Source organism: Peptoniphilus senegalensis JC140 (assembly GCF_000321025.1).
Classification (GTDB): Bacteria; Bacillota; Clostridia; order Tissierellales; family Peptoniphilaceae; genus Peptoniphilus_A; species Peptoniphilus_A senegalensis.
Map to the genome: position 1 here is coordinate 122,248 of NZ_HE610717.1, position 24,268 is coordinate 146,515.

23 protein-coding genes are annotated in these 24,268 nt (G+C 31.2%); 19 read left to right on the plus strand and 4 right to left on the minus strand.

The window, feature by feature from the left end:
- The first annotated feature begins 203 nt into the window (after nt 1-203).
- The 8 genes from PTSHG_RS00725 to PTSHG_RS00760 all read left to right on the plus strand — a co-directional run bounded on the left by PTSHG_RS00725 (nt 204) and on the right by PTSHG_RS00760 (nt 6,938).
- Entirely contained in the window at nt 204-929 is a 726-nt protein-coding gene (locus tag PTSHG_RS00725; protein ID WP_019107011.1) for an acyl-[acyl-carrier-protein] thioesterase, read from the plus strand.
- A 70-nt stretch (nt 930-999) separates the two neighbouring features.
- A complete protein-coding gene (locus tag PTSHG_RS00730) occupies nt 1,000-1,749 on the plus strand; it encodes a peptidylprolyl isomerase (RefSeq protein ID WP_019107012.1) in 750 nt (249 codons plus the stop codon).
- Between the two features lie 7 nt (nt 1,750-1,756).
- A complete protein-coding gene (locus PTSHG_RS00735; RefSeq protein WP_019107013.1) occupies nt 1,757-3,088 on the plus strand; it encodes a GTP pyrophosphokinase in 1,332 nt (443 codons plus the stop codon).
- Between the two features lie 48 nt (nt 3,089-3,136).
- The gene (locus PTSHG_RS00740; RefSeq protein ID WP_019107014.1) at nt 3,137-4,591 is read left to right on the plus strand and encodes an aminoacyl-histidine dipeptidase; all 1,455 of its coding nucleotides are present in this window, start codon (nt 3,137-3,139) and stop codon (nt 4,589-4,591) included.
- Nucleotides 4,592-4,605: 14 nt separating this feature from the next.
- Nucleotides 4,606-4,941 (plus strand): DUF1292 domain-containing protein, encoded by a 336-nt coding sequence (locus PTSHG_RS00745; RefSeq protein WP_019107015.1) that lies wholly within the window; start codon nt 4,606-4,608, stop codon nt 4,939-4,941.
- 8 nt (nt 4,942-4,949) lie between these two features.
- A complete protein-coding gene (gene mnmL, locus PTSHG_RS00750; protein ID WP_019107016.1) occupies nt 4,950-5,858 on the plus strand; it encodes a tRNA modification radical SAM protein MnmL/YtqA in 909 nt (302 codons plus the stop codon).
- Nucleotides 5,855-6,280, plus strand: a complete 426-nt coding sequence (locus tag PTSHG_RS00755) for a hypothetical protein (RefSeq protein WP_019107017.1) — start codon at nt 5,855-5,857, stop codon at nt 6,278-6,280. The genes mnmL and PTSHG_RS00755 overlap by 4 nt, the downstream gene beginning before the upstream one ends.
- Before the next feature lie 103 nt (nt 6,281-6,383).
- Complete coding sequence (locus PTSHG_RS00760; protein WP_019107018.1) at nt 6,384-6,938, plus strand: DUF6648 family protein; 555 nt, start codon at nt 6,384-6,386, stop codon at nt 6,936-6,938.
- A gap of 91 nt (nt 6,939-7,029) precedes the next feature.
- Here the strand turns inward: PTSHG_RS00760 and PTSHG_RS00765 are convergent, their stop codons facing one another.
- Entirely contained in the window at nt 7,030-8,583 is a 1,554-nt protein-coding gene (locus PTSHG_RS00765; protein ID WP_019107019.1) for a preprotein translocase subunit SecA, read from the minus strand.
- A 75-nt stretch (nt 8,584-8,658) separates the two neighbouring features.
- On the opposite strand from PTSHG_RS00765, the gene PTSHG_RS00770 reads away from it, so the two are divergent.
- The 3 genes from PTSHG_RS00770 to rpsT all read left to right on the plus strand — a co-directional run bounded on the left by PTSHG_RS00770 (nt 8,659) and on the right by rpsT (nt 12,273).
- The gene (locus PTSHG_RS00770) at nt 8,659-10,932 is read left to right on the plus strand and encodes a DNA internalization-related competence protein ComEC/Rec2 (protein WP_019107020.1); all 2,274 of its coding nucleotides are present in this window, start codon (nt 8,659-8,661) and stop codon (nt 10,930-10,932) included.
- Nucleotides 10,904-11,917 (plus strand): DNA polymerase III subunit delta, encoded by a 1,014-nt coding sequence (gene holA, locus PTSHG_RS00775; RefSeq protein WP_019107021.1) that lies wholly within the window; start codon nt 10,904-10,906, stop codon nt 11,915-11,917. Before PTSHG_RS00770 ends, holA begins: the two co-directional genes overlap by 29 nt.
- A gap of 86 nt (nt 11,918-12,003) precedes the next feature.
- The gene (gene rpsT / locus PTSHG_RS00780; RefSeq protein WP_019107022.1) at nt 12,004-12,273 is read left to right on the plus strand and encodes a 30S ribosomal protein S20; all 270 of its coding nucleotides are present in this window, start codon (nt 12,004-12,006) and stop codon (nt 12,271-12,273) included.
- Between the two features lie 88 nt (nt 12,274-12,361).
- Here the strand turns inward: rpsT and hemW are convergent, their stop codons facing one another.
- The 3 genes from hemW to lepB are packed head-to-tail and all read right to left on the minus strand — an operon-like array spanning nt 12,362 to nt 15,853.
- Complete coding sequence (gene hemW, locus PTSHG_RS00785) at nt 12,362-13,501, minus strand: radical SAM family heme chaperone HemW (protein ID WP_019107023.1); 1,140 nt, start codon at nt 13,499-13,501, stop codon at nt 12,362-12,364.
- On the minus strand, nt 13,488-15,299 hold the full coding sequence (gene lepA / locus PTSHG_RS00790; protein ID WP_019107024.1) for a translation elongation factor 4: 1,812 nt from the start codon (nt 15,297-15,299) through the stop codon (nt 13,488-13,490). The genes hemW and lepA overlap by 14 nt, the downstream gene beginning before the upstream one ends.
- A 44-nt stretch (nt 15,300-15,343) precedes the next feature.
- Nucleotides 15,344-15,853 carry a signal peptidase I gene (lepB, locus tag PTSHG_RS00795; protein WP_019107025.1) on the minus strand — a complete coding sequence of 170 codons (510 nt, stop codon included), beginning with the start codon at nt 15,851-15,853 and terminating at the stop codon, nt 15,344-15,346.
- Between the two features lie 356 nt (nt 15,854-16,209).
- On the opposite strand from lepB, the gene hrcA reads away from it, so the two are divergent.
- The 8 genes from hrcA (at nt 16,210) to PTSHG_RS00835 (ending at nt 24,267) form a co-directional block, all read left to right on the plus strand.
- A complete protein-coding gene (gene hrcA, locus PTSHG_RS00800; protein ID WP_019107026.1) occupies nt 16,210-17,232 on the plus strand; it encodes a heat-inducible transcriptional repressor HrcA in 1,023 nt (340 codons plus the stop codon).
- 8 nt (nt 17,233-17,240) lie between these two features.
- Complete coding sequence (gene grpE, locus PTSHG_RS00805) at nt 17,241-17,792, plus strand: nucleotide exchange factor GrpE (protein ID WP_019107027.1); 552 nt, start codon at nt 17,241-17,243, stop codon at nt 17,790-17,792.
- A gap of 26 nt (nt 17,793-17,818) precedes the next feature.
- A complete protein-coding gene (gene dnaK, locus PTSHG_RS00810; RefSeq protein WP_019107028.1) occupies nt 17,819-19,645 on the plus strand; it encodes a molecular chaperone DnaK in 1,827 nt (608 codons plus the stop codon).
- A 151-nt stretch (nt 19,646-19,796) separates the two neighbouring features.
- On the plus strand, nt 19,797-20,927 hold the full coding sequence (dnaJ, locus tag PTSHG_RS00815; protein ID WP_019107029.1) for a molecular chaperone DnaJ: 1,131 nt from the start codon (nt 19,797-19,799) through the stop codon (nt 20,925-20,927).
- Nucleotides 20,928-21,000: 73 nt separating this feature from the next.
- Nucleotides 21,001-21,903 (plus strand): 50S ribosomal protein L11 methyltransferase, encoded by a 903-nt coding sequence (gene prmA / locus PTSHG_RS00820; RefSeq protein WP_019107030.1) that lies wholly within the window; start codon nt 21,001-21,003, stop codon nt 21,901-21,903.
- Nucleotides 21,896-22,585 carry an RsmE family RNA methyltransferase gene (locus PTSHG_RS00825; protein WP_019107031.1) on the plus strand — a complete coding sequence of 230 codons (690 nt, stop codon included), beginning with the start codon at nt 21,896-21,898 and terminating at the stop codon, nt 22,583-22,585. The genes prmA and PTSHG_RS00825 overlap by 8 nt, the downstream gene beginning before the upstream one ends.
- Nucleotides 22,585-23,883 carry a tRNA (N(6)-L-threonylcarbamoyladenosine(37)-C(2))-methylthiotransferase MtaB gene (gene mtaB / locus PTSHG_RS00830; protein WP_019107032.1) on the plus strand — a complete coding sequence of 433 codons (1,299 nt, stop codon included), beginning with the start codon at nt 22,585-22,587 and terminating at the stop codon, nt 23,881-23,883. Before PTSHG_RS00825 ends, mtaB begins: the two co-directional genes overlap by 1 nt.
- Nucleotides 23,884-24,267, plus strand: a complete 384-nt coding sequence (locus tag PTSHG_RS00835; protein WP_019107033.1) for a DUF1284 domain-containing protein — start codon at nt 23,884-23,886, stop codon at nt 24,265-24,267.
- The last annotated feature ends 1 nt before the right edge of the window (nt 24,268 follow it).

Genomic DNA, 24,268 nt, shown 5'->3' on the forward strand with positions numbered 1-24,268 from the left:
TTAGAGCATCCGCCGATATTCGATAACTCTATCCCTCGTCAGCCACTTGGGCTCAGGCGCTTTGATTATTTTTATCTCTTCTGTTGATTTTAACATAAGCCCTATTTAAAGTAAACTTTTTACGAGATTTACAGAGATTTGTAAATTTTATTTCACAAAAAATCTATAAAGTGTTTTGTGTTAAAATAAATTTGGTGAGAGAAATGAATATTTATGAAAAAGAATTTATCATAGAGGACTTTTTGTGCAGAGATGGAGAACTTACACTTAAAAATATAATAAATTATTTTATAGAAACAACTAATCATCATTCAAATTTTGTGGGACTTGCTAATGAGGATTTGATTGCAAAAGCTTATACTTGGATGATTTATAAGTGGAGAATTAAAGTATTAAAATATCCAAAAGCTTTCCAAAGGATAAAAGTTAGAACTTGGGCAAGTGGATTTAAAAGTTTAAAAGCCTTCAGAGAGTTTGAAATTTATCTTGGCGATGAAAAAATTGCGTACGCCTCATCAATTTTTCTATTAATTGATTTAGAAAGTAGAAAGCCAGTGAATATAGGAGATAAAATTCCTGAAATTTATAAAATAAATGATTTGAAATTTTTTGACAAAATTGAAAGAATTAACGAGCCAATAGATACAGAGCCTATAAATAATTTTGATTATATCATACTTAGACGGGACATAGACTTAAACAATCACGTAAACAACAGCGTATATGCAGAGCTTTTATGCGAAGCAATGCCAAAATATTTATACAAGAAAAAATTTTCTGATATAAATATAAATTATACTAAGGAGTTGCTACTTGGCGACCATATTTTTATAGATGTATATTTGAAAGATGATAAGCTTTATTTTTTCTTTAAAAATAGGGAAAAGAAGGAAATTTATGCCAGAGCGACACTTAGCTATATTAGTTGAAAAAAATTTTTTCAAATGGTAACATTATTTATAGAAAACTTATAATTTTAGATAGATTACGGAGGTAACAATGGATAAAGATAAACTTTTGGCAGAGGTAAATGGCAAGAAAATTACAGGAGTTGACTACAATTTATTTATTGATTCTTTAAACCCACAGCTTAAACAATATTTTGGTGGCGAAGAGATGAATAAGGAAGTTGTTAATGAACTTGTTTACCAAACTCTTTTATATGAAGATGCTATGGAAAAGGGAATGGATAAGGATGACGAGTTCACACAAGTTTTAGAAAAAACTAAGGAAAGTATGTTAAAGACTTATGCTCTTGGAAAACTTCTTGCCACAGTATCAGTGACTGATGATGAAATCAAGAAATTCTATGAAGATAACAAAGATCTTTTCAAGGAAAATGAAAGTGCCAATGCTTCTCATATTTTAGTTGCAGAAGAAGATAAGGCAAATGAAATTTATGAAAAAGTAAAAAATGGTGAAGATTTCGCAAGTCTTGCTAAAGAATTTTCTACTTGTCCATCAAAGGAAAAGGGCGGAGAACTTGGAACTTTTACTAGAGGACAAATGGTAAAGGAATTTGAAGATGCTGTCTTTAATAATGAAGTTGCTACAATAACTGAACCAGTTAAGACACAATTTGGCTACCATATTATTAAAATAAATGACAAGAATGAAGGCAGAGATTTAGCTTTTGATGAAGTGAAAGATAAGATTGCAGCACAGGTTAGAAGACAAAAGGAACAGGCACTTTATAACGAAAAAATTACTGAACTTAAAGAAAAATACCAAGTGAAAATGAATATCTAGGTGGAATATGAAACTTGAGCTTTTTAATTACATCGACGATGTATTAGATCTTTTTGATTATCATAGAATTGAACTTGCTGGAGTTAATAAAGAGCTTAAAAAGTATTTTTCAGATTTATTAATAGATGACGACAGACTTACAAATATTACCACGAGAATTAAGACTCAGGAATCTCTACGTGAAAAATTAATTAGAAGAAATTTTTTCATGAGGTTTCCTGACCCAGTTCGTGGGTTTAAGTATATCCAAGATCTAGTAGGTATTAGAGTTGAGTGTCGTTTTATAAAAGATGAAGAAGCTCTTTATAAAAAAATTATAGAGGACTTTACGATTAAGTCTGACAGAGGCTATTACAAGTCCAATAAAAACAAAAAGATTAGATTAAAATTAGATGACCCACAACCTCAAACTCTTGCAAATGGTTTCACAATGTATAAGCTTGATGGCGAATACGATACGGGTTCTTTTATTTATTGTTTTGAGCTACAGATTAAATCTTTTGTAAATGTATTTTGGGGAGAAATCGACCACAAACTTCTTTACAAAAATTATAATTACATAATAACAGAGGGATTTTTCAGAGAAATTATGAATTCAATCAATGACAATTTAAAGATGATTGATAAGCAACTCATGATTTTATACGATCACGTGAAAAAACAAGATGCTTCAGAGACAATATCTGCGGAAAATCAGTTAAAGACACTTCTTTCAAAAATACTTCACGATGTATTTACTAGAAAAATTCATGATGAATTGGGACTTTTTATAAATATAAAAATTATTACAGATGTTGTTGTTGATTATCTATTTATGAAGTCTTCAAAAAATAAAGATTTAAGCTATGGGGAAAATTTTATAGATTTAATAAATAAGATTAATTCTGTGTCAGGTAAGGACTTAAACGTAGAAGAGTATATTGTTTGTGAGAAAGAGCCTAAATATTATGATTCTTTCTCTAAAGGCGTGACAAAAGTTCTTGTAAGAGTTATTAATAATGACTTAGACTGGAATATTTTATTTAAAATCATAAAATTAATTACACAAGAATCTTATGGGGAAATTTTCACGGAATTTATTATTTTTGTTAGATATGAGTATATGACTTCTATGTCAAAACTTTTTGAAAGTAAAAAGCTTTCAAAGGATGACCAAGACGAATTAAAAAATAATTTTTTATCTGCAGTAGTAGATGAATTTAGAGAAAGACCGTCAATTGATTTTCTTTTAGATGAGTCTCTTAAAAAGTTTAATTCCGTTCTTTGTGAAATTGATAAAAGTGATGCAACAAGTCTAGAAAAAATCCTAAAAATATTTAAAGATAATTATACTTTTTAAACTATAAATATTTTTTATACTCATGTATAATGTAGGTAGGAGGTTTAAATGAAAGATATAAATACCTTATTAGAGAATAGAACTTTTTATTATTTTGATAAATTGACAAAAATTCCAAGATGTTCTTTCGAAGAAGAAAAAATAAGAGATTATTTAATTAAATTTGCAAAAGAACATAACTTGGAATACAAAACTGATGATATAGGAAACGTTGTAATCATAAAAGAAGCGACAAAAGGCTATGAGGATGTGGACAGCATAATTTTGCAAGGACACATGGACATGGTTTGCGAAAAAACTCCTGAATGTACAATTGATTTTTCAAAAGATGCTATTAAGTATGAAATAGATGGCGATTTTATTATCGCTCGTGAGACAACTCTTGGAGCAGACAATGGAATAGCTGTCGCTATGACACTTGCACTTTTAGAAGCAGATGAATATAAGCATCCAAAGATTGAGGCACTTTTCACAGTAAACGAAGAAAGTGGAATGACTGGTGCGGCAAATCTTGAAAAGGGAATGGTTACATCTAAGAGACTTTTAAACATCGACTCTGAAGCAGAAGGTGTTGGATGTATTTCTTGCGCTGGTGCAGAAAGAGACCTTATTAAACTAAAAAAGGAATACAAAGAATTAGATAAAGACAAAAACATTTATGAAATAATTGTTAATGGACTAAAGGGTGGACACTCTGGTCAAGAAATTCAAGTTGGTCTAGGTAACGCAGTTAAAATTCTCGCTAGAAGCCTTTACAGACTTTTTGAAAAAGTTGATGGGGATTTAATTGAAATTGAAGGTGGAGCAAAACCTAATGCAATTCCAAGATACGCAAAGGCTATCGTTGCTGTTAATGAAGATGACATCAAAAAAATTCAAGATGTTATTGTGGAATTAAATTCAAATTTTGTCAGAGAGCTTGGAAAAGTAGACCCTGATGTTAGATTAAATTTTGAAAAGTCAAAACTTAGAAGTGACAAAGCCTTTACTGATGATTTAAAAAATAATATTGTAAGTCTTTTAAATATTCTTCCTAATGGCGTAATTGCCATGAGTAAAAATATTCACGGTCTAGTGGAAACTTCTGTAAACCTTGGAGTAATTGAAAATAAGGAAGATTCAGTAAATATTATCTCTAATATCAGGTCTTCAGTTCAGTCCTCTAAGGAATATATTGGACTTGTAAATAAAATTGCTGCAGAAAATTTTGGAGCAGAATTTGAAATTATAACAAAATACCCTGCATGGGAGTATAAAGAAAATTCACCACTTAGAGAAGTTGCAAAAAAATCTTACAAAGAAGTGAGTGGAAAAGAATTTAAACTTGAAGCAATTCATGCGGGACTTGAATGTGGGATTTTTGTTGAAACAATTGGCGATATAGATATGCTTTCAATTGGACCAAATATGAAAGGAGTTCACGCACCTGGCGAGCATCTTTCTATTTCATCAACTGAAAGAGTATTTGATTTCTTAATAAAAATACTAGAAAATTTAAAATAAATTTGGAGGTAAATATGAGTAACGAAGAAAAAAAACTACATGAACACGATGAAAACTGTGATTGCGGATGTGGTCACGATCACGAAGAAGAAGGCTATGAAACTATAACACTTACTCTTGATGACGATAGTGAAATGGTATGTATAGTTCTTGGAATTTTTGAATGTGATGAAAATGAATATATTGCACTTCTTCCAGAAAATGAAGAAGATGGCGAAGATGTATTTCTTTACAAGTACAAAGAAATTGATGAAGATGAAGTTGAACTTGATATTATTGAATCAGAAGAAGAATTTGAAAAAGTTTCAAAGACTTTCGAAGAAATTTTTGATGACGAGGAAGAAGAATAATTTTCTAAATGATTTACAGAAAATATTCTGATTTTCTTAGGGAAAAGTTTGGCGAAAAGGTCTATAAACTTCCTGTTAAACTTGATTTAACTTGTCCTAATAGAGATGGAACTTGTGGGGTTGGTGGCTGCATTTTTTGTGGAGAAGAAGGTGGCTCTTTTGAAAACAATTATGGAAGTGTGAGAGAACAGCTCATAAAAAATAGAGACCACATAAAAAGTAAGTATAAGGCAAATAAATATATTGCTTATTTTCAAAATTTTACCAACACCTATATGCCCTTTGAGGATTTTAAGAGAGTAATAGAGGATTCTCTCATTGAGGATGTAGTAGGTGTAAGCATATCCACAAGACCTGATTATCTTCCAAAGAAACATCTCGACTTTTTGGAAGAGCTAAACAAAAATTATTTTGTAACAGTTGAAATTGGTCTTCAGACGCCAAATTATCACAGCTTAAAAAAACTAAATAGAGGACATGGACTTGCTGAATTTATTAGTGCTGCTCTTGAATTAAAGAGAAGGAACTTAAATGTATGTACTCACATTATTATTGGTCTTCCATGGGATGATGACTTAGATATTCTTGAGTGTGCTAAAATTTTAAATGTCCTAAATATTGACGAGGTAAAAATTCATGCCTTATACATCTTAAAAGATACTGCTCTTGGAAAGATGTACGAAAGAGGAGAAATAGAAGCAATTTCTTTAGAGGATTACAAGAAAAAAGTTATACTCTTTTTAAGAAATCTTAAAGATGATATAATAGTGGAAAGAATAATAGGAAGAGCACCTTATGAAAATTCTCTTTTCTGCAATTGGAATACTTCCTGGTGGAAAATTAGAGACGATATTATAGCTGTTATGCATGAAAATGGATACACTCAAGGTGATCTAGTGAAAGGAGAAATACTATGATAAAGTATATTTTAGGGAGCAAAGGCTCTGGAAAGACAAGATGGTTAATCGACAATGCAAATGATGATATGAAAAAGGGCGATGGAAATATTGCTTTCGTAGAAGTTGACGACGATCATATTTTTAGTTTAGATTATAATGTAAGACTTATCAATGCAACTGAATACAGATTAAACTCAATTGACAGTTTCTATGGTTTTATCTGTGGACTTCTTGCAATGGATTACGATTTACACAAAATTTATGTTGATGGAATATACAAAGTGTTATCACTTAACGTTGAAGATTTAGAACATCTTTATAATAAAGTTTCAAAAATTCCTGATGCAGAAAATAAAGAAATTTATATCAATGTTGATTATCTAAAGGAAGACATGCCTGAATCTCTAAAGGATCACTGTATAGAAGTGACTAGCAAATAAGGTGTTATAAGTGGATAGAAAAACAATGGTAAGAATTATTGCCATACTACTTGTTATTGCAATGGTAATTCCAATAATTCTAAGTGTGATTTAATGGTGCTTCGTGGAATTTAATAAAAGAAAGGGTCTCTTTGAAGATTTTTTTGAGCACAGGTCTTTTCTTATAATGCAATATACCAATGGTGATCTCTCAAAGAGAGAATTTTTGCAAAAGAATTTTGATTACTTTCAAATGAGAAATGCAAAGCCCTACATCAAAGTGGACTCCTATGAAAAGGGAATGTACAATTACCAGTATTATAATGTGATGGCAAAGTATTATAGAGCCCTATCTAAAGATGTAAGGAATACAAAAAAACACTCAAAGTACTACAATTATTATTTGAATTTAACAAATAAATATTACGAGCTTAAAGATAAATCTGTCTTAAACATTTTAAAGACACAAGATTTTAGAAACACAAAAGCCTATTATATCAAGTGTCAATCAAAGGCACTTAGAAATGAGCTTTACGAAATTGTATTAGAAGACAAGAAAGAGGCAATCTTTCATTCAAAGGCACCTTGGCTACTTAGAATTTTAAAAGAAGAAAATATTTTTGACAATCAAATGAAGACATCAATAATAGATCACTATATAAATGAAAAATATTATTAAAAATAAGTACTGTGGGATTAATTTCCCTCAGTCCTTTTGCATTAAAATATAGGCTCACATTAAACATAAAATTATTTAATGTGAGCTATATTTATTTAACTTCTCTTTTTATTTCGATTAAAAAACTTTCCATTATTCTAGTTATGTCTTTTTCTTTACAAGCTAAATCTAAGGTAAACATATTGCCTGTGCCAGTGAAGTTAAAGTGTTCCTTTAATTTTTCAAAAATTTTCTTTAAGTTGAAATTCAAATTCATTGAGCGAAGGACAATTATTTTTGATCTATCGCCATTTTTTAGTCCATAAATTTGGATGAAATTATCTTCTTTAAGGATGTAATTTGAAATTTCACGAAGCTCTTTTAAATTTACATCATCAAGAACTTTGTAGATGTAATTTATGCCAGATACATCTGTAGCAAAGCGTTTAAAAGATTCTACTGCTTGGTAGAAGAGAGGAGATTTTTCCTTATTGTCATTGGATGAATTTTTGGAAAATTCATTATTTATATTTTCTTCAGCGACAATTTTATTTTTTTGAGTTTCTTTAAATTTATTTTTTGAAAAATCTTCTTTACTTTTAACTTCTTTGTTTAAATCTTTAAAAGATTCTAGCTTATATTTTTCATGGAAGAATTTTGAATCGTATTTTTCTTTTTTTGCATCTTCAATAACTATATCTTGTTGAGAAATTTTTTCTGATTCATTATTTTTTTCTTTATCTTCAAAACTTTTATTAGAGATAATGTCTTTCTCTAGTTCAGATGAAATTTCAATATTAGAATTTTTTGCAGTTTCTGGAACTTTTTCAAATTCACAAATTTTTTCTAATTTATCAACTTTTTTAAATTCATCATTTTTTTCTAAATCATTATCCTTTTTAGAGTCAATGATTTTTTCTTGGTTTGAAATTTTTTCTGTATTATTAGCACTTTTTGACTTTAATTTTTTTACATCGGCAAAGACATTTTCAATGCTGTCGCTATTTAAGTACATTTTCATATTTTCTAAGCTATTAAGAGAATTTCTCGCAAGTTTGTAGGCATTTTCGCCTGAGACCAAAGTAAGTCTTATACCAGAATTTACTTTATCTACTGAAGAAATAAGTGTCATTCCAATTTCTCCAGTTCTCTTTAAAGCAGGACCTTCATAAAAAATGTCAGCTAGCCTTTCAATTTTTATGTGGTCATCAAAATTTTCAATTGAAAGATTTGAAAAGATTGCATAGTTGGCAAGGGACTCAATATTTTTTACAGTCATGTATTTAAAATCCTTTGCTAAAACATCAATGTAAGAAGAATTTTTTCCAACCTTGTAATTTAAAATATCTGAATTTGTATTAGAAGTTAAAAAGTGTCTAACAAGGGCATTGCCAAGATTTTCTTGCATGAGCACTAATCTGTTTTTCCAATTTATTTCTATTTCAACTTCTCTTTCATTTTCATCAATCTTAAAATAGTTTTTATTTCCTGATAAAAATATTGGATCTTCTCCATTTATTTTAAAAAGGTCTTGTTCAAGTCTTTCACTGCCAAGGAAAAAGGGAGCTTCAATTAATTTTCCATAAGTTATGCCATCTCGATTTATTTTATCAATTATTTCTAATTTGTATTTTTTCTTGTAAGGGTTTTTGTATTTAGAATTCATAATTACCTCCACTAATATATTAACATATTTCGTGGCTTGACGCTTTAAAAAGATATATAATGAAGAGGGGTGCCTATGTATTTTTTTACAGCAATTGTGTTTGGAATAATACTTTCTATTTTTACAAAAATAAGTTTATTAAAGGCAATATTTTTTCTTGCACTAGCAATTATTCTTGTAGCACAAAAGAATAATGTTAAACTTTATATATTTACTCTAATTATCTTTGCAGTTTTTACAAATTATTCCTTTAGAGATTATAATCTCGAAGATTTTTCTGGTGAAGTCACAGGGAAGGTTGTATCTTCAAGTGAAAATAAATCAGTAATCAAAACAAATTATGTTAATGGGAAAAACTTAAGGACAAAAATTTTAGTTTATGAAAAACTTCAGAGAGGTGCGTCTTACAAGATTAAAGGAAAATTTAATTCTCCACTCCCTGCTATGAATGAGGGAAACTTTGACTACAATAAAAATAATAAGGCTCAGGGAATTTATGCTATAGGAAAAGTAAAAAGTTTTAAGAAAATTTCCGAACCAAATAAATTTTATAAGCTTTCAAATTTTTTTCTTGATAGAGCAAAAAAAATTTATTTTGAAAATTTAGAGGATAGAAATGGAAATCTTATGTCATCAATTGCTCTTGCTGACAGGTCTTTTATAGATCAAGTTGATAAAGATAGATTTAATACGCTTGGAATTAGTCATATATTGGCAGTCTCAGGCCTTCATATTGGCGTCCTTGCAGTTTTTTTAGAATTTATTTTTAAAAAGATGAGACTAAGTAAGAGGCTAACAGATATTTTTGTAACAAGTATTATTCTTTTTTACATAGTGACAATTGGAATTCCAATTTCTGCACTTAGGGCATTTTTATTTTTTATTCTTTACAAGGGGAATATCTATCTAAAAAAAGATTTAGATGTGAAAAAAATTTATTTTTTAAGTCTTTCAATAATTTTATTTATAAACCCTATGGCAATATATTCCATTTCACTCATCCTATCTTATGGTGCTATTTTTGGATTAGTTTTTGTATATCCAGTCATAAATAGCAGGCTGGCAGGCAGCGGTCTTGTAAAAAAATCTATTGTAGGGACAACTTCAGTTATTATTTCACTTTTCCCAATTATAAATTATTATTTTGATGGTTTTTCTATTTTAGTTTACCTTTCAAATTTAATAATTGTTCCTATTTATTCTGTAATAATTACACTTGGCTTTGTCATGGGTCTTGGCATTTTGCCCGGAATAATTGGAAAGATTTTAAATTTTTTAATGAATGCAACTTATGGACTTGAGAGCATTTTTGCAGCTAAGGGAAGTTTTTTTCTAACTTTAAAGGCTTTTAAGTTTGAATATATTTTTATCTACTACATTTTACTTTTACTGATTTTATACAGACATAAATTTAAAGAAATTATTGAGCCAAATATAAAAATGATTGAAATTTATATGGCAGTATTTTTTATATCTACATCTCTGGGGATTTTAAGAGATTACAATACTTACAAGGAGTGCCATTTATATATTGACCAAGGTGATTGCACTCTCATAAGTTTTCGTGGTAAGAATTTTTTAATAGATACAGGTGGTGCAAGATATGAAAATAAAATTGCCGAGAAATTTTTATTTCCAACTTTAAAGGTGCGTGGCATTTCAAAAATTGATGGAATTTTTTTATCTCACTTTGACGAGGACCACGCAGGAAATCTAAATAAAATCTTAAAGAAATATAAGGTGGAAAATATTTTTATAAACCACTTGCCAGAGAATCCAGAAATTTTAGCAGATGCAAAAAAATTTTCTAATGTTGTAATGCTAAAAAAGACAAACAAATTAAAAATTTGTGAGGACACTAAAGTTGAAGTTATAAGTGATGCTGAAAATAGGCAAAATGAAAATGACAATTCCATGGTGCTTTTGGTAAATCACAAGGGCTTTAAAACGCTTTTTACTGGAGATATTTCTGCAGATGTGGAAAGGGAGATAAAAAACAAAATAGATATTTTAAAAGTGTCTCATCATGGATCAGAAACTTCAACATCTTATGAACTTTTGAAAAATACAGAGCCTAGATTTGCAGTAATTTCAGCTGGTGTAAATAATTCTTATGGTCATCCTCACAAAGTCACTCTACAAAGTCTCGAAAGACATGGTATTATATATTATATGACTTCAAGAGATGGAGAAGTTGACTTTAAAATTTATGACGATAAATTAAGCGTTGATACCAAAAATCATGAGAAAGATTATTATGCTTATATTCTACTTATGTTTATAAATTCAATTGCACTTTATAGAGCAGCGAGGGAAAATTATGAATTACAAGAAAATTTACCAAGATAAAAGCCACAGCGGAGCCTATTTATTTTTCGGACGAGAAAAATATTTAATGGAGAATGCTGTAAGTTTTTTAATAAATGAATATGTAAAGGGTACAGAGGTATTTAATTACACCAAATTTAAGGGCTCTGAAGTTAAGCAAGAGGACATAATTTCTGCTTGCGAGACCTATCCAGTGATGAATGACAAAAAAGTTGTCTTGGTAAAAGATGTATGCGACTTTCTATCCATCTATGAATTAAAGGACTCCTTTTATGAATTTTTAGACAACTTATCTGAATTTGTAATTTTAATTTTTTGGGACACAGGGAATATAAAAAAAACAACAAAATTCTATAAATATTTCAAAAAAATTAATAGGGACATGGATTTTGGAAAGCTAAGTCCAGTAGATGCAAATAGATTTGTAAAGTCTTATTTTTTGAGGAAAGGTAAAAAAATTGATGACAGGCAGGCAGCTCTATTTATCAAGGAAAGTGGCTATAATTCAAAAAATGAAGAGGTTGTACTATTTGACTTAAATTCTGAAATGGATAAAATTGCAGCAGCTGCAAAAAGTGACGTAATAAGTGAAAGTGACATAAGAAACTTAATAACAGAAAATATTGACACTAATATTTTTGCATTTTTAGATGCTATGTTTGATAGAAATAGTGAGAGAGCCATAATTGAATTTCACAATCTATTAAAGCTAGGAGGAGAATATCCAGTAATTTTTTATATGATAATTAGACAAGTAAAAAACATTTTGTCCTATAAAATTTTATCTGAAAAAAATATTAGTCAGGCAGATATAATGAATAAAATAGGAGTGTCGAAGTTTGAATTTGATAAAAAAATAAAAGTCTATGAGAGAAACTTTTCTAAAAAGTTTTTAATAGATTTTTATAATGAGTTAATAAGGGCAGATGAATTTTTCAAAACTTCTTCTGTTGACGAAATAATAATTTTTGAGACAATAATTATAAAATATTGCCAAAATATTTAGGATAAAAACTCTATTACAAAAATTCCTTGCAATCAATGTAAATTCGTGGTAAAATAGCAAAAGCGTTAAATATTGGAGGTGAAATAATGGCAAATATTAAATCAGCTATTAAGAGAATTGATGTAGCAAAAAGAAATGCTGAAAACAATAAACCTGTTAGAACTGAAATGAAAAATGCAGTTAAAAACTTTAGAATCGCACTTGATGAAAATAGAATTGACGATGCAAAAGAACTTTTAATTGTTGCAGACAGAAAATTAAAAAAGGCTGCTAATAAAAATATAATTCACAAAAAACAAGCTTCCAGAAAGCTAAGTCGACTAGCTAAGGAACTTAACAGCAAAATCGCTGGCTAAGAGAAATTTTCCCGGGAGAGTTTCTCTTTTTATTTTTTATAATAAAGAGAAAGAGGTAGATAATTGTCTACCTCTTATTTTTTTGCTCTCAGCGGAAAAAATCAAGCTCCACTTGGTTTGATAAGTCTTTGCCTTTTTCTGTGAGATAAATTTTATTGTCTTTTACTTCTATTAAGCTTAATTTAATATTTTTGTCTATTTCATCTTTATAAGTTTTTGCAAAATCTTCTTTAAATCTTAAATCAAATTCATCTAAGTCAATTCCAGATTTAAGCCTTAGTCCCATCATTATAAATTCATTCTTTCTGTCTATTTTTGATAAATCCTCAGAAAATTCTATTGGATTTTTCCCTTTATCTATAAATTCATAATAATTTTTGAAGTCAGAAAAATTTCTGTAACGCAAATTGCAAAGATTTGATGAGGCAGAAAGTCCAAAGGAAATATAATCCCTTAGCTTCCAATAAGTTAAGTTGTGGCGGCATTCATATCCTATTTTTGCAAAGTTTGAAATTTCATATTGATGAAGACCAATTTTTTCTAGCTCATTTACTACATAATGATACATTTCTCTGTCATCTTCTTCACTAGGAAAGGCTAAGGGGCTTTTTAAATGCGTCTCATAGAGTTTTGTGCCTTTCTCTAATATTAATGAGTAATAAGAGATGTGGGGCAGGTCTATTTTTTTTATCTCCTCAAAGGATTTTTCTATATCAGAAAGTTTTTGTGAGGGAAGAGCAAGCATTAAATCTAAATTTATATTTGTAAATCCAGCTCTTCTTGCATTTTCCACAGCTTTATAAATATCATAAGACTTGTGAATCCTTCCAATCTTTTTTAAAATATCATCATTAAAGGACTGTGCACCTATGGAAATTCTATTTATGCCAGAAGAAAAATAAGTTTCTGCCTTTTCTCTTGTGAGGGAGTTGGGGTTGGACTCTATTGTAACTTCTAGATTTTCAGAAAATTCAAAAGCACTTAAAACTTTTAAAATTTTCTCAATAAATTTCTCGTCAACAGAAGAGGGAGTGCCACCGCCAATAAAAACTGTGTCAATAATTTTTTCCCTTAAAAATTTTTCATTTAATTTTATTTCCCTTTCAAGATAAGAAAAATATTTTTCTGCATTTTCTCTATTTAAAAGAGAAGAGCAGAAGTCACAATAGTGACATCTACTCTCACAAAAGGGTATATGAATGTAAATTGAAATTTTATTTTTCTTCATCGTATTTTAAAACTGACAAGAAAGCATCTTGTGGAATGTCAACATTACCCACAGTACGCATTCTCTTCTTTCCTTCCTTTTGTTTTTCAAGAAGTTTTCTCTTTCTTGTTATATCTCCACCGTAACACTTTGCAAGTACATCTTTTCTAAGGGCACGAATTGTTTCTCTTGCAATAATTTTATTACCAATGGCAGCTTGAATTGGCACTGCAAATTGGTGTCTAGGTATTACATCCTTTAATTTTTCACAAATTTTTCTCGCACGAGTGTATGCATTGGACTCGTGAACAATTAATGAAAAGGCATCAACAAGTTCTTCGTTGATCAATATATCAAGTTTCACAAGATTTGATTCTTCGTAGCCAATTAATTCATAGTCATAAGATGCGTAGCCACGAGTTTTAGATTTTAAGGCGTCAAAGAAGTCATAAATAACTTCATTTAGTGGCATATGATAAGTTATGAGTGCTCTAGTTTCTTCAAGATACTGCATATCCTTAAAGACGCCACGCCTATTTTGACAAAGCTCCATAACTTGTCCAACATAATCTGTTGGAGTCATAATTTCTGCCTTAACAATTGGTTCTTCCATATAATCTATTTCTGTTGGATCAGGTAAGTTTGATGGATTTTGAATTGAAATCATATCGCCATTTTTTTTCATAACATTATAAATAACAGATGGGGCAGTTGTTACGATGTTTAAGTCAAATTCTCTTTCTAGTCTCTCTTGGATTATTTCCATGTGAAGAAGTCCCAAAAATCCACATCTAAAACCAAAGCCAAGAGCAACAGAAGTTTCTGCTTCAAAGTCAAGGGCAGCATCATTAACTTGTAATTTTTCTAGGGCTTCACGAACATTATTGTACTCTTCGCCTTCGCCAGGGTAGACGCCACAGAAGACCATTGGAACAACTTTTTTGTAGCCAGGCATTGGTTCTGTTGTCTTATCATTTTTGTGAGTAATAGTGTCGCCCACTCTTGCGTCCTTTACATTTTTAATGGAAGCAGTTATGTAACCAACTTCTCCTGCGCTTAAAGAATCTAGAGTAATATGACCATTGGCAATTACTCCAACTTCTACTACTTCAAAAGTTTTACCTGTTGCCATCATTAGAATTTCATCGCCAGGTTTAACTGAGCCATCAACTATTCTAACATGGCAAATTACTCCTCTGTAGGAGTCATAAATTGAGTCGAAAATAAGAGCCTTAAGTGGGGCATTGTAATCGCCGCTTGGTGCAGGGATTTTGTCCACAATTGAGTGAAGAACATCATCAATTCCAATGCCTTCCTTAGCAGAAATAAGTGGTATGCCTTCAGTGTCAATGCCAATAATATCTTCAATTTCTTCTTTTATTTCATCAGGTCTTGCACTAGGAAGATCTATTTTATTTATTACAGGCACAAGTTCAAGGTCTTGATCAATGGCAAGATAGACATTTGCAAGAGTTTGTGCCTCAACGCCTTGGGCAGCATCTACAACTACAATGGCACCTTCGCAAGCTGCAAGGGAACGAGAAACTTCGTAATTGAAGTCAACATGACCTGGAGTGTCAATTAAGTTTAAGATGTACTCCTTGCCATCTCTGTCATCCTTGTAGATAAGTCTAATTGCCTTTAATTTAATTGTAATTCCTCTCTCACGTTCAAGCTCCATGGAGTCAAGGACTTGCTCATCCATCTCTCTTTTTGTGAGCATTCCCGTTGACTCAATAAGTCTGTCGGCAAGGGTAGATTTTCCATGATCTATATGTGCTATTATTGAAAAATTTCTTATATTATTTTGATTTCTCAAATTTTTACCTCCATAATCTAGGGGATTTTTTATTTTATCAGAGTTTAAATTTTCCCTCTATTTTTAAGAGGCAAAATTCTATAAACTGCTGCTGATTTTATTCTTTTCTTTTCGATTGGACCAAAGTATCTTGAGTCCACGCTCATGCCAGGGAGTCTATTGTCGCCCATGACAAAGTACTCGTCATCCTTTAAAACAAATTTTTCTTCATCGGATTCTGTATAATCAGTTGAAGTGTAAGCTTCTTCTAAAACTTTTCCATTTAAGAGGACTTTACCGTCTATAAATTCTATAGTGTCTCCAGGTTTTCCTATAAGCCTTTTAATGTAATTTCTCTTGTCATTTGGTGCATCAATTACAACAATTTCGCCGCGAGGTATGTCTGTAAATCTCTTGTAGGAAAGGCAAATCAATTTGTCTTTTTCATTTAAGGTTGGGTGCATTGATTCTCCATTTACAACAGCTATATTAAAAATAAAATTTCTCACAAAAAGAGCAAGTAAAACTGCAGCTACAATTGTGATAATAAAGGATGTAGTTTCATTTTTTTTCAATTAAATCATCTCCAATAACTAATTTTAACACAAATAGCTTTAAGATTGGAATAAATTTAATTTATAGCGATTAGTATTCATTAAGATCAGATAAAAAATTTTTAGGGGCTGTTAAAAAACTTTGAGAAGTAAATAGCAAAATTAAAAAAAATTAACAGTTTACACACAGAGACTATGGATAATAAAAATTATATTAAATTAAAATTTAAGGTATCCTTATAAAAATAAAATTAAAAAAATTTCCGAGAATAAAAGAAAAAAATTTTTTCAAATATCCTTGACAAAGCTATTGGAAGAGGGTACTATATAAATATATTAGCACTCGATATTAATGAGTGCTAACAAAGGAGGGAATTATGGATTCAAGAAAAATAAATATTTTAAATGCCATAATTGAGGCGTACATTGATATGCCTACTCCCGTAGGTTCAAGGACTCTCTCCAAAGATTATGACCTTGGAGTTAGTTCAGCTACAATAAGAAATGAAATGGCAGATCTTGAAGATCTTGGTTTTTTAAATAAGCCCCATCAATCAGCAGGAAGAATTCCTTCTGATAAAGCTTATAGGTTTTATGTAGATGAAATTTTTAAAACTTTTAGAGAATTTCACGATATAGATGCTTCAGAAAAAATCAAGGACAGACTTTTATACACTTCAAGAAATATTGAAGACTTTTATAAAAATGCTGTCAATTTACTTGCCAGTGTCAGCAATTGCACGGCATATCTTATTACACCGCAAAAGGCTGACACAAAGATAAAAAGACTAACTCTTGTAAAAATCGACGAAGAAACTGCACTCTTAGTTCTAATAGGGGACAGAGGAGTTATTGAGAGATATTTTTTAGAAATAGAAAATATTCCTGACGAAGATTTTTATTATATAGAGAAAGTTTTAAATGAGAGGATGTCGGGAATTGATTTTGACAAAATTGAATCGCTTAAAATTTCTCTTTTCGATGATATGATAAGACATGGAAAATTTATTTCTAATGTTGTAAAAATTGCAAGCAAGTTTAACAAAAAGGTCTCATCCATTGAAATTTATTATGACGGCCTCACTAATATTTTAAATTTTGACGAATATAGGGATCTTGACAAGGCTAAAGATTTTATGAGTTTAGTTGAGGACAGAGACAGTTTATTTCAAATCTTAAATAATGATAACTTCACAGGAGATGTAGAAGTTATTATTGGTTCAGAAAACAGTGCAAGCTTAATGAAAGAAAACACAATTATTCGGGCACCCTTTGCCAAGGATTTTGGCATCTATGGCAGCATTGGGCTAATTGGACCAGTTAGAATTGATTACACGAGATTAGTTAAGGTCGTTAAAACTTTTAGCGACGCACTTACTAGAGGATTAAAAGAAATGTGAGGGAGTACATGACAAATGAGGATATAAAAAAAGATAATTTAGATGAAAGTATAGATATGGAAAATGAAAATATAGAAGATGTAGTTAAAGAGGATGAAGTTCAAGATGAAAGTCAAGAAGTTATAGATGAATCATCTGATGATGAAAAGTATCAAGCTTTAATGGACAAATTCATGAGACTTCAAGCGGACTTTGCAAATTACAAGAGAAGAACAGAAGCTCAAAAGACTGAGTTTGTTGAGCTTGGGGTTAAAAAAGTAGTAAATGACTTACTTCCTGTCATTGACAATTTTGAAAGAGCCTTGGATTCTATTGTTGATAAGGATTCAACTTATGACGGGATAATTATGATAAAGGATCAACTTACTGATGTTTTAAAAAAGGAAGGTATAGTTGAAATGAAAGCCTTGGGCGAAGAGTTCGACCCAACTTATCACCACGCAGTCTTAACTGAAGATTCTGACGAATATGACAGTGGCTATGTAATTGAAGTTTTACAAAAAGGTTATTTAATTAACGAAAAAACACTAAGACCTGCAATGGTCAAAGTTTCACAATAAGTGATTTATTTTAGGAGGAAATTTATATGGGAAAAATAATTGGTATTGATTTAGGAACAACTAACTCTGCAGTAGCAGTAATGGAAGGCGGAGACGCTGTAATAATTCCAAACATAGAAGGTAATAGAACTACACCTTCTGTTGTAGCTTTTACAAAGGATGGAGAAAGATTAGTAGGAGAAACTGCTAAGAGACAAGCTATCACAAATCCAGACAGAACTATTTCATCTATTAAGAGACACATGGGTTCTGATTTTAATGTAAAAATAGATTCAAAAACTTACACACCACAAGATATTTCAGCTATGATTTTACAAAAATTAAAATCTGATGCGGAATCTTATCTTGGAGAAAAAATTACTGAAGCAGTTATCACTGTTCCAGCATACTTTACAGATGCTCAAAGACAAGCAACTAAGGACGCAGGAAGAATAGCAGGACTTGATGTAAAAAGAATCGTAAATGAACCAACTGCAGCTGCTCTTGCTTATGGAGAAGATAAAGATACAGATGCTCAAACAGTAATGGTTTATGACCTTGGCGGTGGTACTTTCGATGTATCAATCCTTGAACTTTCTGACGGAGTATTTGAAGTACACGCAACTCGTGGTAACAACAAACTTGGTGGAGATGACTTTGACAACAGAGTTATCGACTATATAGCTGAAGAATTTAAGAAGGAAAATGGAATTGACTTAAAGGCTGACAAGATGAGTCTTCAAAGACTTAAGGAAGCTGCTGAAAAAGCAAAGAAGGAACTTTCTTCTACAATGTCAACTAATATCAATCTTCCATTTATCACAGCATCACAAGCTGGTCCACTTCACTTAAATATGGACTTAACTCGTGCTAAATTTGATGAATTAACAGCAGACCTTGTAAAGATGACTGAAGGACCTGTTAAGGATGCACTTTCTGATGCAGGACTTTCTGCAAGTGACATTGACAAAGTTCTTTTAGTTGGTGGTTCAACAAGAATTCCAGCAGTACAAGAATGTATTAAAAAATTAACTGGCAAACAACCTCAAAAGGACATAAACCCAGATGAATGCGTTGCTCTTGGTGCAGCAATTCAAGGGGGAGTTCTTTCAGGCGATGTAAAAGACTTGTTACTACTTGATGTAACACCACTTTCTCTAGGAATTGAAACAATGGGTAACATCACAACAAGACTTATCGAAAGAAATACAACTATCCCAACTAAGAAGTCACAAGTATTTACAACTGCAGCAGACAACCAAACTTCTGTAGAAATTCATGTGCTTCAAGGGGAAAGACAAATGGCAAAGGATAATGTAACTCTTGGAAGATTTACACTTGATGGAATTGCTCCAGCAAGAAGAGGAGTACCACAAATTGAAGTAACTTTTGATATTGATGCTAATGGTATTGTTAATGTAAATGCTAAAGACCTTGGTACAGGCAAGGAACAACACATCACAATTACATCTTCTACTAACCTAAATGAAGAAGAAATCGAAAAGAAAGTTAAAGAAGCTGAAATGTATGCGCAAGAAGATGCTAAGAAGAAAGATTTAATTGAAGCAAAGAACAATGCTGACTCAATTATCTATCAATCTGAAAACACATTAAAAGATGTTGAAGGAAAGATTTCTGATGCAGATAAGACTAAGATTGAAGATGCAATTAAGGGACTTAAAGATGTAAAAGATGGAGAAGATCTTGAAGCTATTAAGTCTAAGACTGAAGAATTGACTCAAGCTTTCTACGCAATTTCTGAAGAAATCTATAAACAACAAGGAGCACAAGGACAAGCTGGCGGAGCAGAAGCAAAGCAAGATGATGATGTTGTTGATGCTGACTATGAAGTTGTAGATGATGACGAAGAATAATAATTAAATAAAATTGTTGCAGTTTCGGCTGCAACTTTTTTTATGTTTAAAATTTTTCATTTATTTTTGAAAATTTAGTATGAGAAAAAAATAAAATAAGCTTTATTTTTCCAAGACTTTGTATTAGAATATAAAACTATTGAGGTGGAAGATGAGAAATTTTTATGAAATTCTTGAAGTTAAAAAAAATGTTACAAAAGAAGAATTAAAGAAATCTTATAAAAAGCTTGCAAAAAAATATCATCCAGACTTAAATCCAGGAGACGAAGTTGCAGAGGCAAAGTTTAAAGAAATTTCCTATGCTTATGAAGTTTTATCTGACGATGAAAAGAGACAAGTTTATGATGTCTATGGCGAAGAAGGCTTAAAAGGCAATATGGGTGGTTCTAGTGGCAGCGGCTTTGGTGGATTTTCTGATATTTTTGATGACATCTTTGACATTTTTGGAGGCTCAAGGTCAAATAGATATGAATATGCAAATAGAAAAGATATGCCAAAGAAGGGAGCTGACACTAGAGTCGATGTAACTCTTGATTTCTTTGAAGCAATTTTTGGTGTAGAAAAAGAAATTTCTGTCAAGGTTAAAGAAGAGTGCTCCCATTGTCACGGAAGCAAAATGGAGCCTGGCACAGAAAAACATGAGTGCGATAAGTGTCATGGAAGTGGACAAGTAACTTCAGAGCAAAACACACCTTTTGGCAGGTTTGTTAGAACTTCATCATGCGACAAGTGTCATGGAACTGGCGAAGTAATTGATGAGCCATGCAAAAAATGTGGCGGCAGAGGTGCTGTCCTCAAGAGCAAAAAATTAAAAGTAAACATTCCAAAAGGTGTGGACACTGGAAATATTATTTCATTAAAGGGTCAAGGATCTGTTGGCGAAAATGGTGGCGAAAATGGAGACATATTTGTCTATATTAGAGTAAGGTCTGATGCAGTCTTTAAAAGAGAAGGCAATGATATATATCTTAACATTCCTATTTCCTATCCAGATGCAGTTTTAGGTGCAAAGATAAAGGTTCCAACTCTTAAAAAACTTGTGGACTACGATATACCTAAGGGAACAAAAGGAGGCACAGTCTTTAGACTAAAGGGCGAGGGAGTTCCCTATGTAAATCGTGAAAATCAAAGGGGAGATTTATTCTTTAAAGTTGACATAATTATTCCTAAAAAAGTTTCAGATGAACAGAGAAAACTTTTAGAAGAATTGAGAGAGACTGAGCCAGAAGTTGAAGAAAATAGAAAATCATTTTTAGACAAGTTAAAAGATTTATTTGACTAATGCGGATCTATGATTCGCATTTTTTAAATTGTATAAAAATTTATGGTAATATATAATGAACTAAGGTGATTAGATGAAATACATTGAAATGACAATAAATACTTCAAAAGAAAAAAAAGATATAATTGAGGGAATTCTTTTTGACTACGGAATTTATACAACAGAGGAAGTTTCTAGCGATTTAGTAGAGGAGCTTGACCAGGACGAAAAAGATTGGGATTTTATAGATTATCCCCTTTTAAATTCAAAAAAAGAAATTTTTGCAATAAAAGTTTACCCAGAAAGGTTAGATGATGCAGAAAAAATAAAAGTAGAACTTGAAGAAAAATCTTTGGGAAAGGCAAGCATAACAGAAAAAGATGACGAAGACTGGGCCAATAATTGGAAAAAATATTACAAGCCACTTGAAATTGGAGAGAGCCTTGCAATTGTGCCTGAGTGGGAAGAATATAATTCAGATAGAAAAATTATAAAGATTAATCCAGGTATGGCATTTGGTACTGGAACTCACGAGTCAACCTATATGTGTCTTGAACTTTTAGAAAAGTATGTAAGTGAGGGAGACGAAATTTTTGACATAGGTTGTGGCTCAGGCATACTTGCCATTGCTGCTTTAAAACTTGGAGCAAAGAGGGTACTTGCCACTGATATTGATGAAAAGTGCATTGACGCATCTCATGAAAATGCAAGACTAAATGATGTAGAAGACAAAATGGAAATCAAAAAGGGCAATCTTCTTGATGTGGTAAGTGGAAGAGCAGATTTAATTGTTTCAAATATTATTGCAGAGATAATTGTTGATGAAATAAAAAATCTAAAAAATCACATGGATAAGGACGGAATTTTTATCACTTCAGGAATTATAAAAGAGAGAAGACAAATGGTAATGGACGCCTTAGTGGAAAACAATTTTGAAATAATTGACGAAATAGAAAAAAATAATTGGCTAGCTATTGTGGGAAAATTAAATGTATAGATTTTTTGAAGATAGAGAATTTAATGAAAATACAAATTTAAAGGAAGAGACAATTCATCATTTAAAAAATGTAATTAGGATAGAGGATGGAGAAGCCTTTCAAGTTGTCTTTGAAGATGGAATTTTTTCCTTTGCTTATTATGATGGCAAGCTCAAAAAAATAGGAGAGGTAGAAGAATCTAACGAATCAAAAGTTAACTTATCCCTATTTTTTGGAGTCTTAAAAAATAATAAGTCAGAAGATGTATTGAGGCATGCAACAGAAATTGGAGTGAGCGACTTTTATCCAGTTTTAATGGATAGGACAATTTCTGATATTTCAAAGAAAAAGGACAAGAAAAAGGAAAGATACCAAAAAATTGTTGAGTCTGCGTCAAAACAATCTAAGAGGGACATCATCCCTATGGTTCATGACATAATAAAGACTGATGATATTTTAAAATTTAAGGGCGACCTTGTCCTTTGTTATGAAGATGAAGATAAAACTCAACTTGGAGAAATTATTCATGAATTAAGCTACAATGTAGGTCTTGTAATTGGACCTGAAGGCGGAATATCAGATAGGGAACTTGAGATTTTAAAGGACGCAAAAAAAGTTGGTCTTGGCAAGAGAATTTTAAGAGCAGAGACTGCGGCAATTACTGCATCATTTTATATAATTCACGCAAAGGAGTGTGAGTAATGGAAAAAACTTTTTCAATTTTAACCCTTGGCTGCAAAGTTAATCAATACGAATCAGAAGCCATGAGTGAACTTTTTGAAAAAAGAGGATACAAAGAAGTCGATAACGATGAATTTAGTGATGTCTATATTGTAAATACTTGCACAGTTACAAATTTATCAGATAGAAAATCAAGACAGTTTATTAGAAAATCTAAGAAGAAAAATCCAAATTCAGTGGTAGCAGTTGTGGGTTGCTATTCACAAGTAAGCCCCGATGAAGTTAAAAATATTGAGGGTGTTGATGTTGTAATTGGCACAACTGAAAGAAATAAAATTGTAGACTTAATTGAAGAGTCAAAAAAGTCTCACGAAAAAATAAATATAGTTAAGGACTTAAAAAATGTGCGTGAGTTTGCCAATACAACAAACTTTGACAGCAACAACAGAACTCGTGCTTATATGAAAGTTCAAGATGGCTGCAACAGATTTTGTACCTACTGTATAATCCCCTTTGCTAGAGGACCAATTAGGTCAAGGACTATTGAAGATTCAGTGAGAGAGGCAAGGACTCTTGCAGAAAGGGGCTTTAAAGAAATAGTCTTGACGGGCATTCACATAGGATCTTTTGGCATGGATTTAGGTGACATGAGATTAATTGATTTAATCGAAAGTATTGCAGAAGTTGATGGCATTGAGAGAATAAGATTATCTTCTGTTGAGCCAATAATTATTACAGATGAATTTATGAAAAGAGCAGTGAAAACTGGAAAACTCTGTGATCATTTCCACTTGTCCCTACAATCTGGCTCCAATAATATTTTAAAGGCAATGAATAGAAGATACACTCGCGAAGAATACATTGAAAAGGCAAATATTATAAGAAAGTATATGCCTCACGCAGGTCTTACGACAGATATTATTGTTGGCTTTCCTGGAGAAAGCGAAGAGGATTTCCGTGATTCAATGAGTATTGTTAGAGAAGTTGGCTTTTCAAGAATTCATGTCTTTAAGTATTCTAAGAGAAAAAATACCAAGGCAGCTGTCATGAAAAATCAAATTGATGGCAAGATAAAAAAAGATAGGTCAGAAAAATTAATTGCCCTCGGAGAAGAGTACCAAGAAATTTTTGAAAAAGAAAATATGAAGACGCCGAAGTCAGTTTTATTTGAAGAAGAACATGATGGCGAATACTACGGCTACACTACAAATTACATTAGAGTCAAGGCAAAAAGTGATATTGACCTTAAAAATAAAATAAAAGAAGTAAAGATTTTAGATACAGGCGAAATTGCAAACTGCGAGATTCTTGGTGATTAAATGTTAAAGATAAGAGCACATCATCTCTTGTGCATAGAAAATTTTGTGGGCGAGGGTTATAGCGATGACTTTTCAGTAAATATGACTGAAGTAATAAAAAAACTTAGGGAAAATCCAGAAATAATGCTTATAAAAGACTTAGATGATATTTGTAAATATTGTCCAGAAAATCTTGTAGGAGTCTGCCAAAGCCAAGATAAAGTAAAAACTTATGACGAAAAAGTTTTAAATATTTTAAATTTGAGGTCAAATGAAAAATATTTTTGGAATGAACTTAGGGATTTATCCTGTGATATAATATTTAGTAGAGATAGACGAGAGGAAATTTGCGGAAATTGTCAGTGGGATAATTTATGCAAAGAAGTTGAAGGAAAAAGGAGGTAAG

Coding starts and splice junctions, on each gene's coding strand:
- PTSHG_RS00765 (WP_019107019.1), bottom strand. CDS start 8,583: ATGAATTCTAAATACAAAAACCCTTACAAGAAAAAATACAAATTAGAA.
- dnaJ (WP_019107029.1), top strand. CDS start 19,797: ATGAGAAATTTTTATGAAATTCTTGAAGTTAAAAAAAATGTTACAAAA.
- rpsT (WP_019107022.1), top strand. CDS start 12,004: ATGGCAAATATTAAATCAGCTATTAAGAGAATTGATGTAGCAAAAAGA.
- PTSHG_RS00835 (WP_019107033.1), top strand. CDS start 23,884: ATGTTAAAGATAAGAGCACATCATCTCTTGTGCATAGAAAATTTTGTG.
- PTSHG_RS00735 (WP_019107013.1), top strand. CDS start 1,757: ATGAAACTTGAGCTTTTTAATTACATCGACGATGTATTAGATCTTTTT.
- dnaK (WP_019107028.1), top strand. CDS start 17,819: ATGGGAAAAATAATTGGTATTGATTTAGGAACAACTAACTCTGCAGTA.
- holA (WP_019107021.1), top strand. CDS start 10,904: ATGAATTACAAGAAAATTTACCAAGATAAAAGCCACAGCGGAGCCTAT.
- PTSHG_RS00770 (WP_019107020.1), top strand. CDS start 8,659: ATGTATTTTTTTACAGCAATTGTGTTTGGAATAATACTTTCTATTTTT.
- PTSHG_RS00825 (WP_019107031.1), top strand. CDS start 21,896: ATGTATAGATTTTTTGAAGATAGAGAATTTAATGAAAATACAAATTTA.
- PTSHG_RS00755 (WP_019107017.1), top strand. CDS start 5,855: ATGATAAAGTATATTTTAGGGAGCAAAGGCTCTGGAAAGACAAGATGG.
- hrcA (WP_019107026.1), top strand. CDS start 16,210: ATGGATTCAAGAAAAATAAATATTTTAAATGCCATAATTGAGGCGTAC.
- PTSHG_RS00730 (WP_019107012.1), top strand. CDS start 1,000: ATGGATAAAGATAAACTTTTGGCAGAGGTAAATGGCAAGAAAATTACA.
- grpE (WP_019107027.1), top strand. CDS start 17,241: ATGACAAATGAGGATATAAAAAAAGATAATTTAGATGAAAGTATAGAT.
- prmA (WP_019107030.1), top strand. CDS start 21,001: ATGAAATACATTGAAATGACAATAAATACTTCAAAAGAAAAAAAAGAT.
- PTSHG_RS00745 (WP_019107015.1), top strand. CDS start 4,606: ATGAGTAACGAAGAAAAAAAACTACATGAACACGATGAAAACTGTGAT.
- hemW (WP_019107023.1), bottom strand. CDS start 13,501: ATGAAGAAAAATAAAATTTCAATTTACATTCATATACCCTTTTGTGAG.
- PTSHG_RS00740 (WP_019107014.1), top strand. CDS start 3,137: ATGAAAGATATAAATACCTTATTAGAGAATAGAACTTTTTATTATTTT.
- mnmL (WP_019107016.1), top strand. CDS start 4,950: ATGATTTACAGAAAATATTCTGATTTTCTTAGGGAAAAGTTTGGCGAA.
- PTSHG_RS00725 (WP_019107011.1), top strand. CDS start 204: ATGAATATTTATGAAAAAGAATTTATCATAGAGGACTTTTTGTGCAGA.
- mtaB (WP_019107032.1), top strand. CDS start 22,585: ATGGAAAAAACTTTTTCAATTTTAACCCTTGGCTGCAAAGTTAATCAA.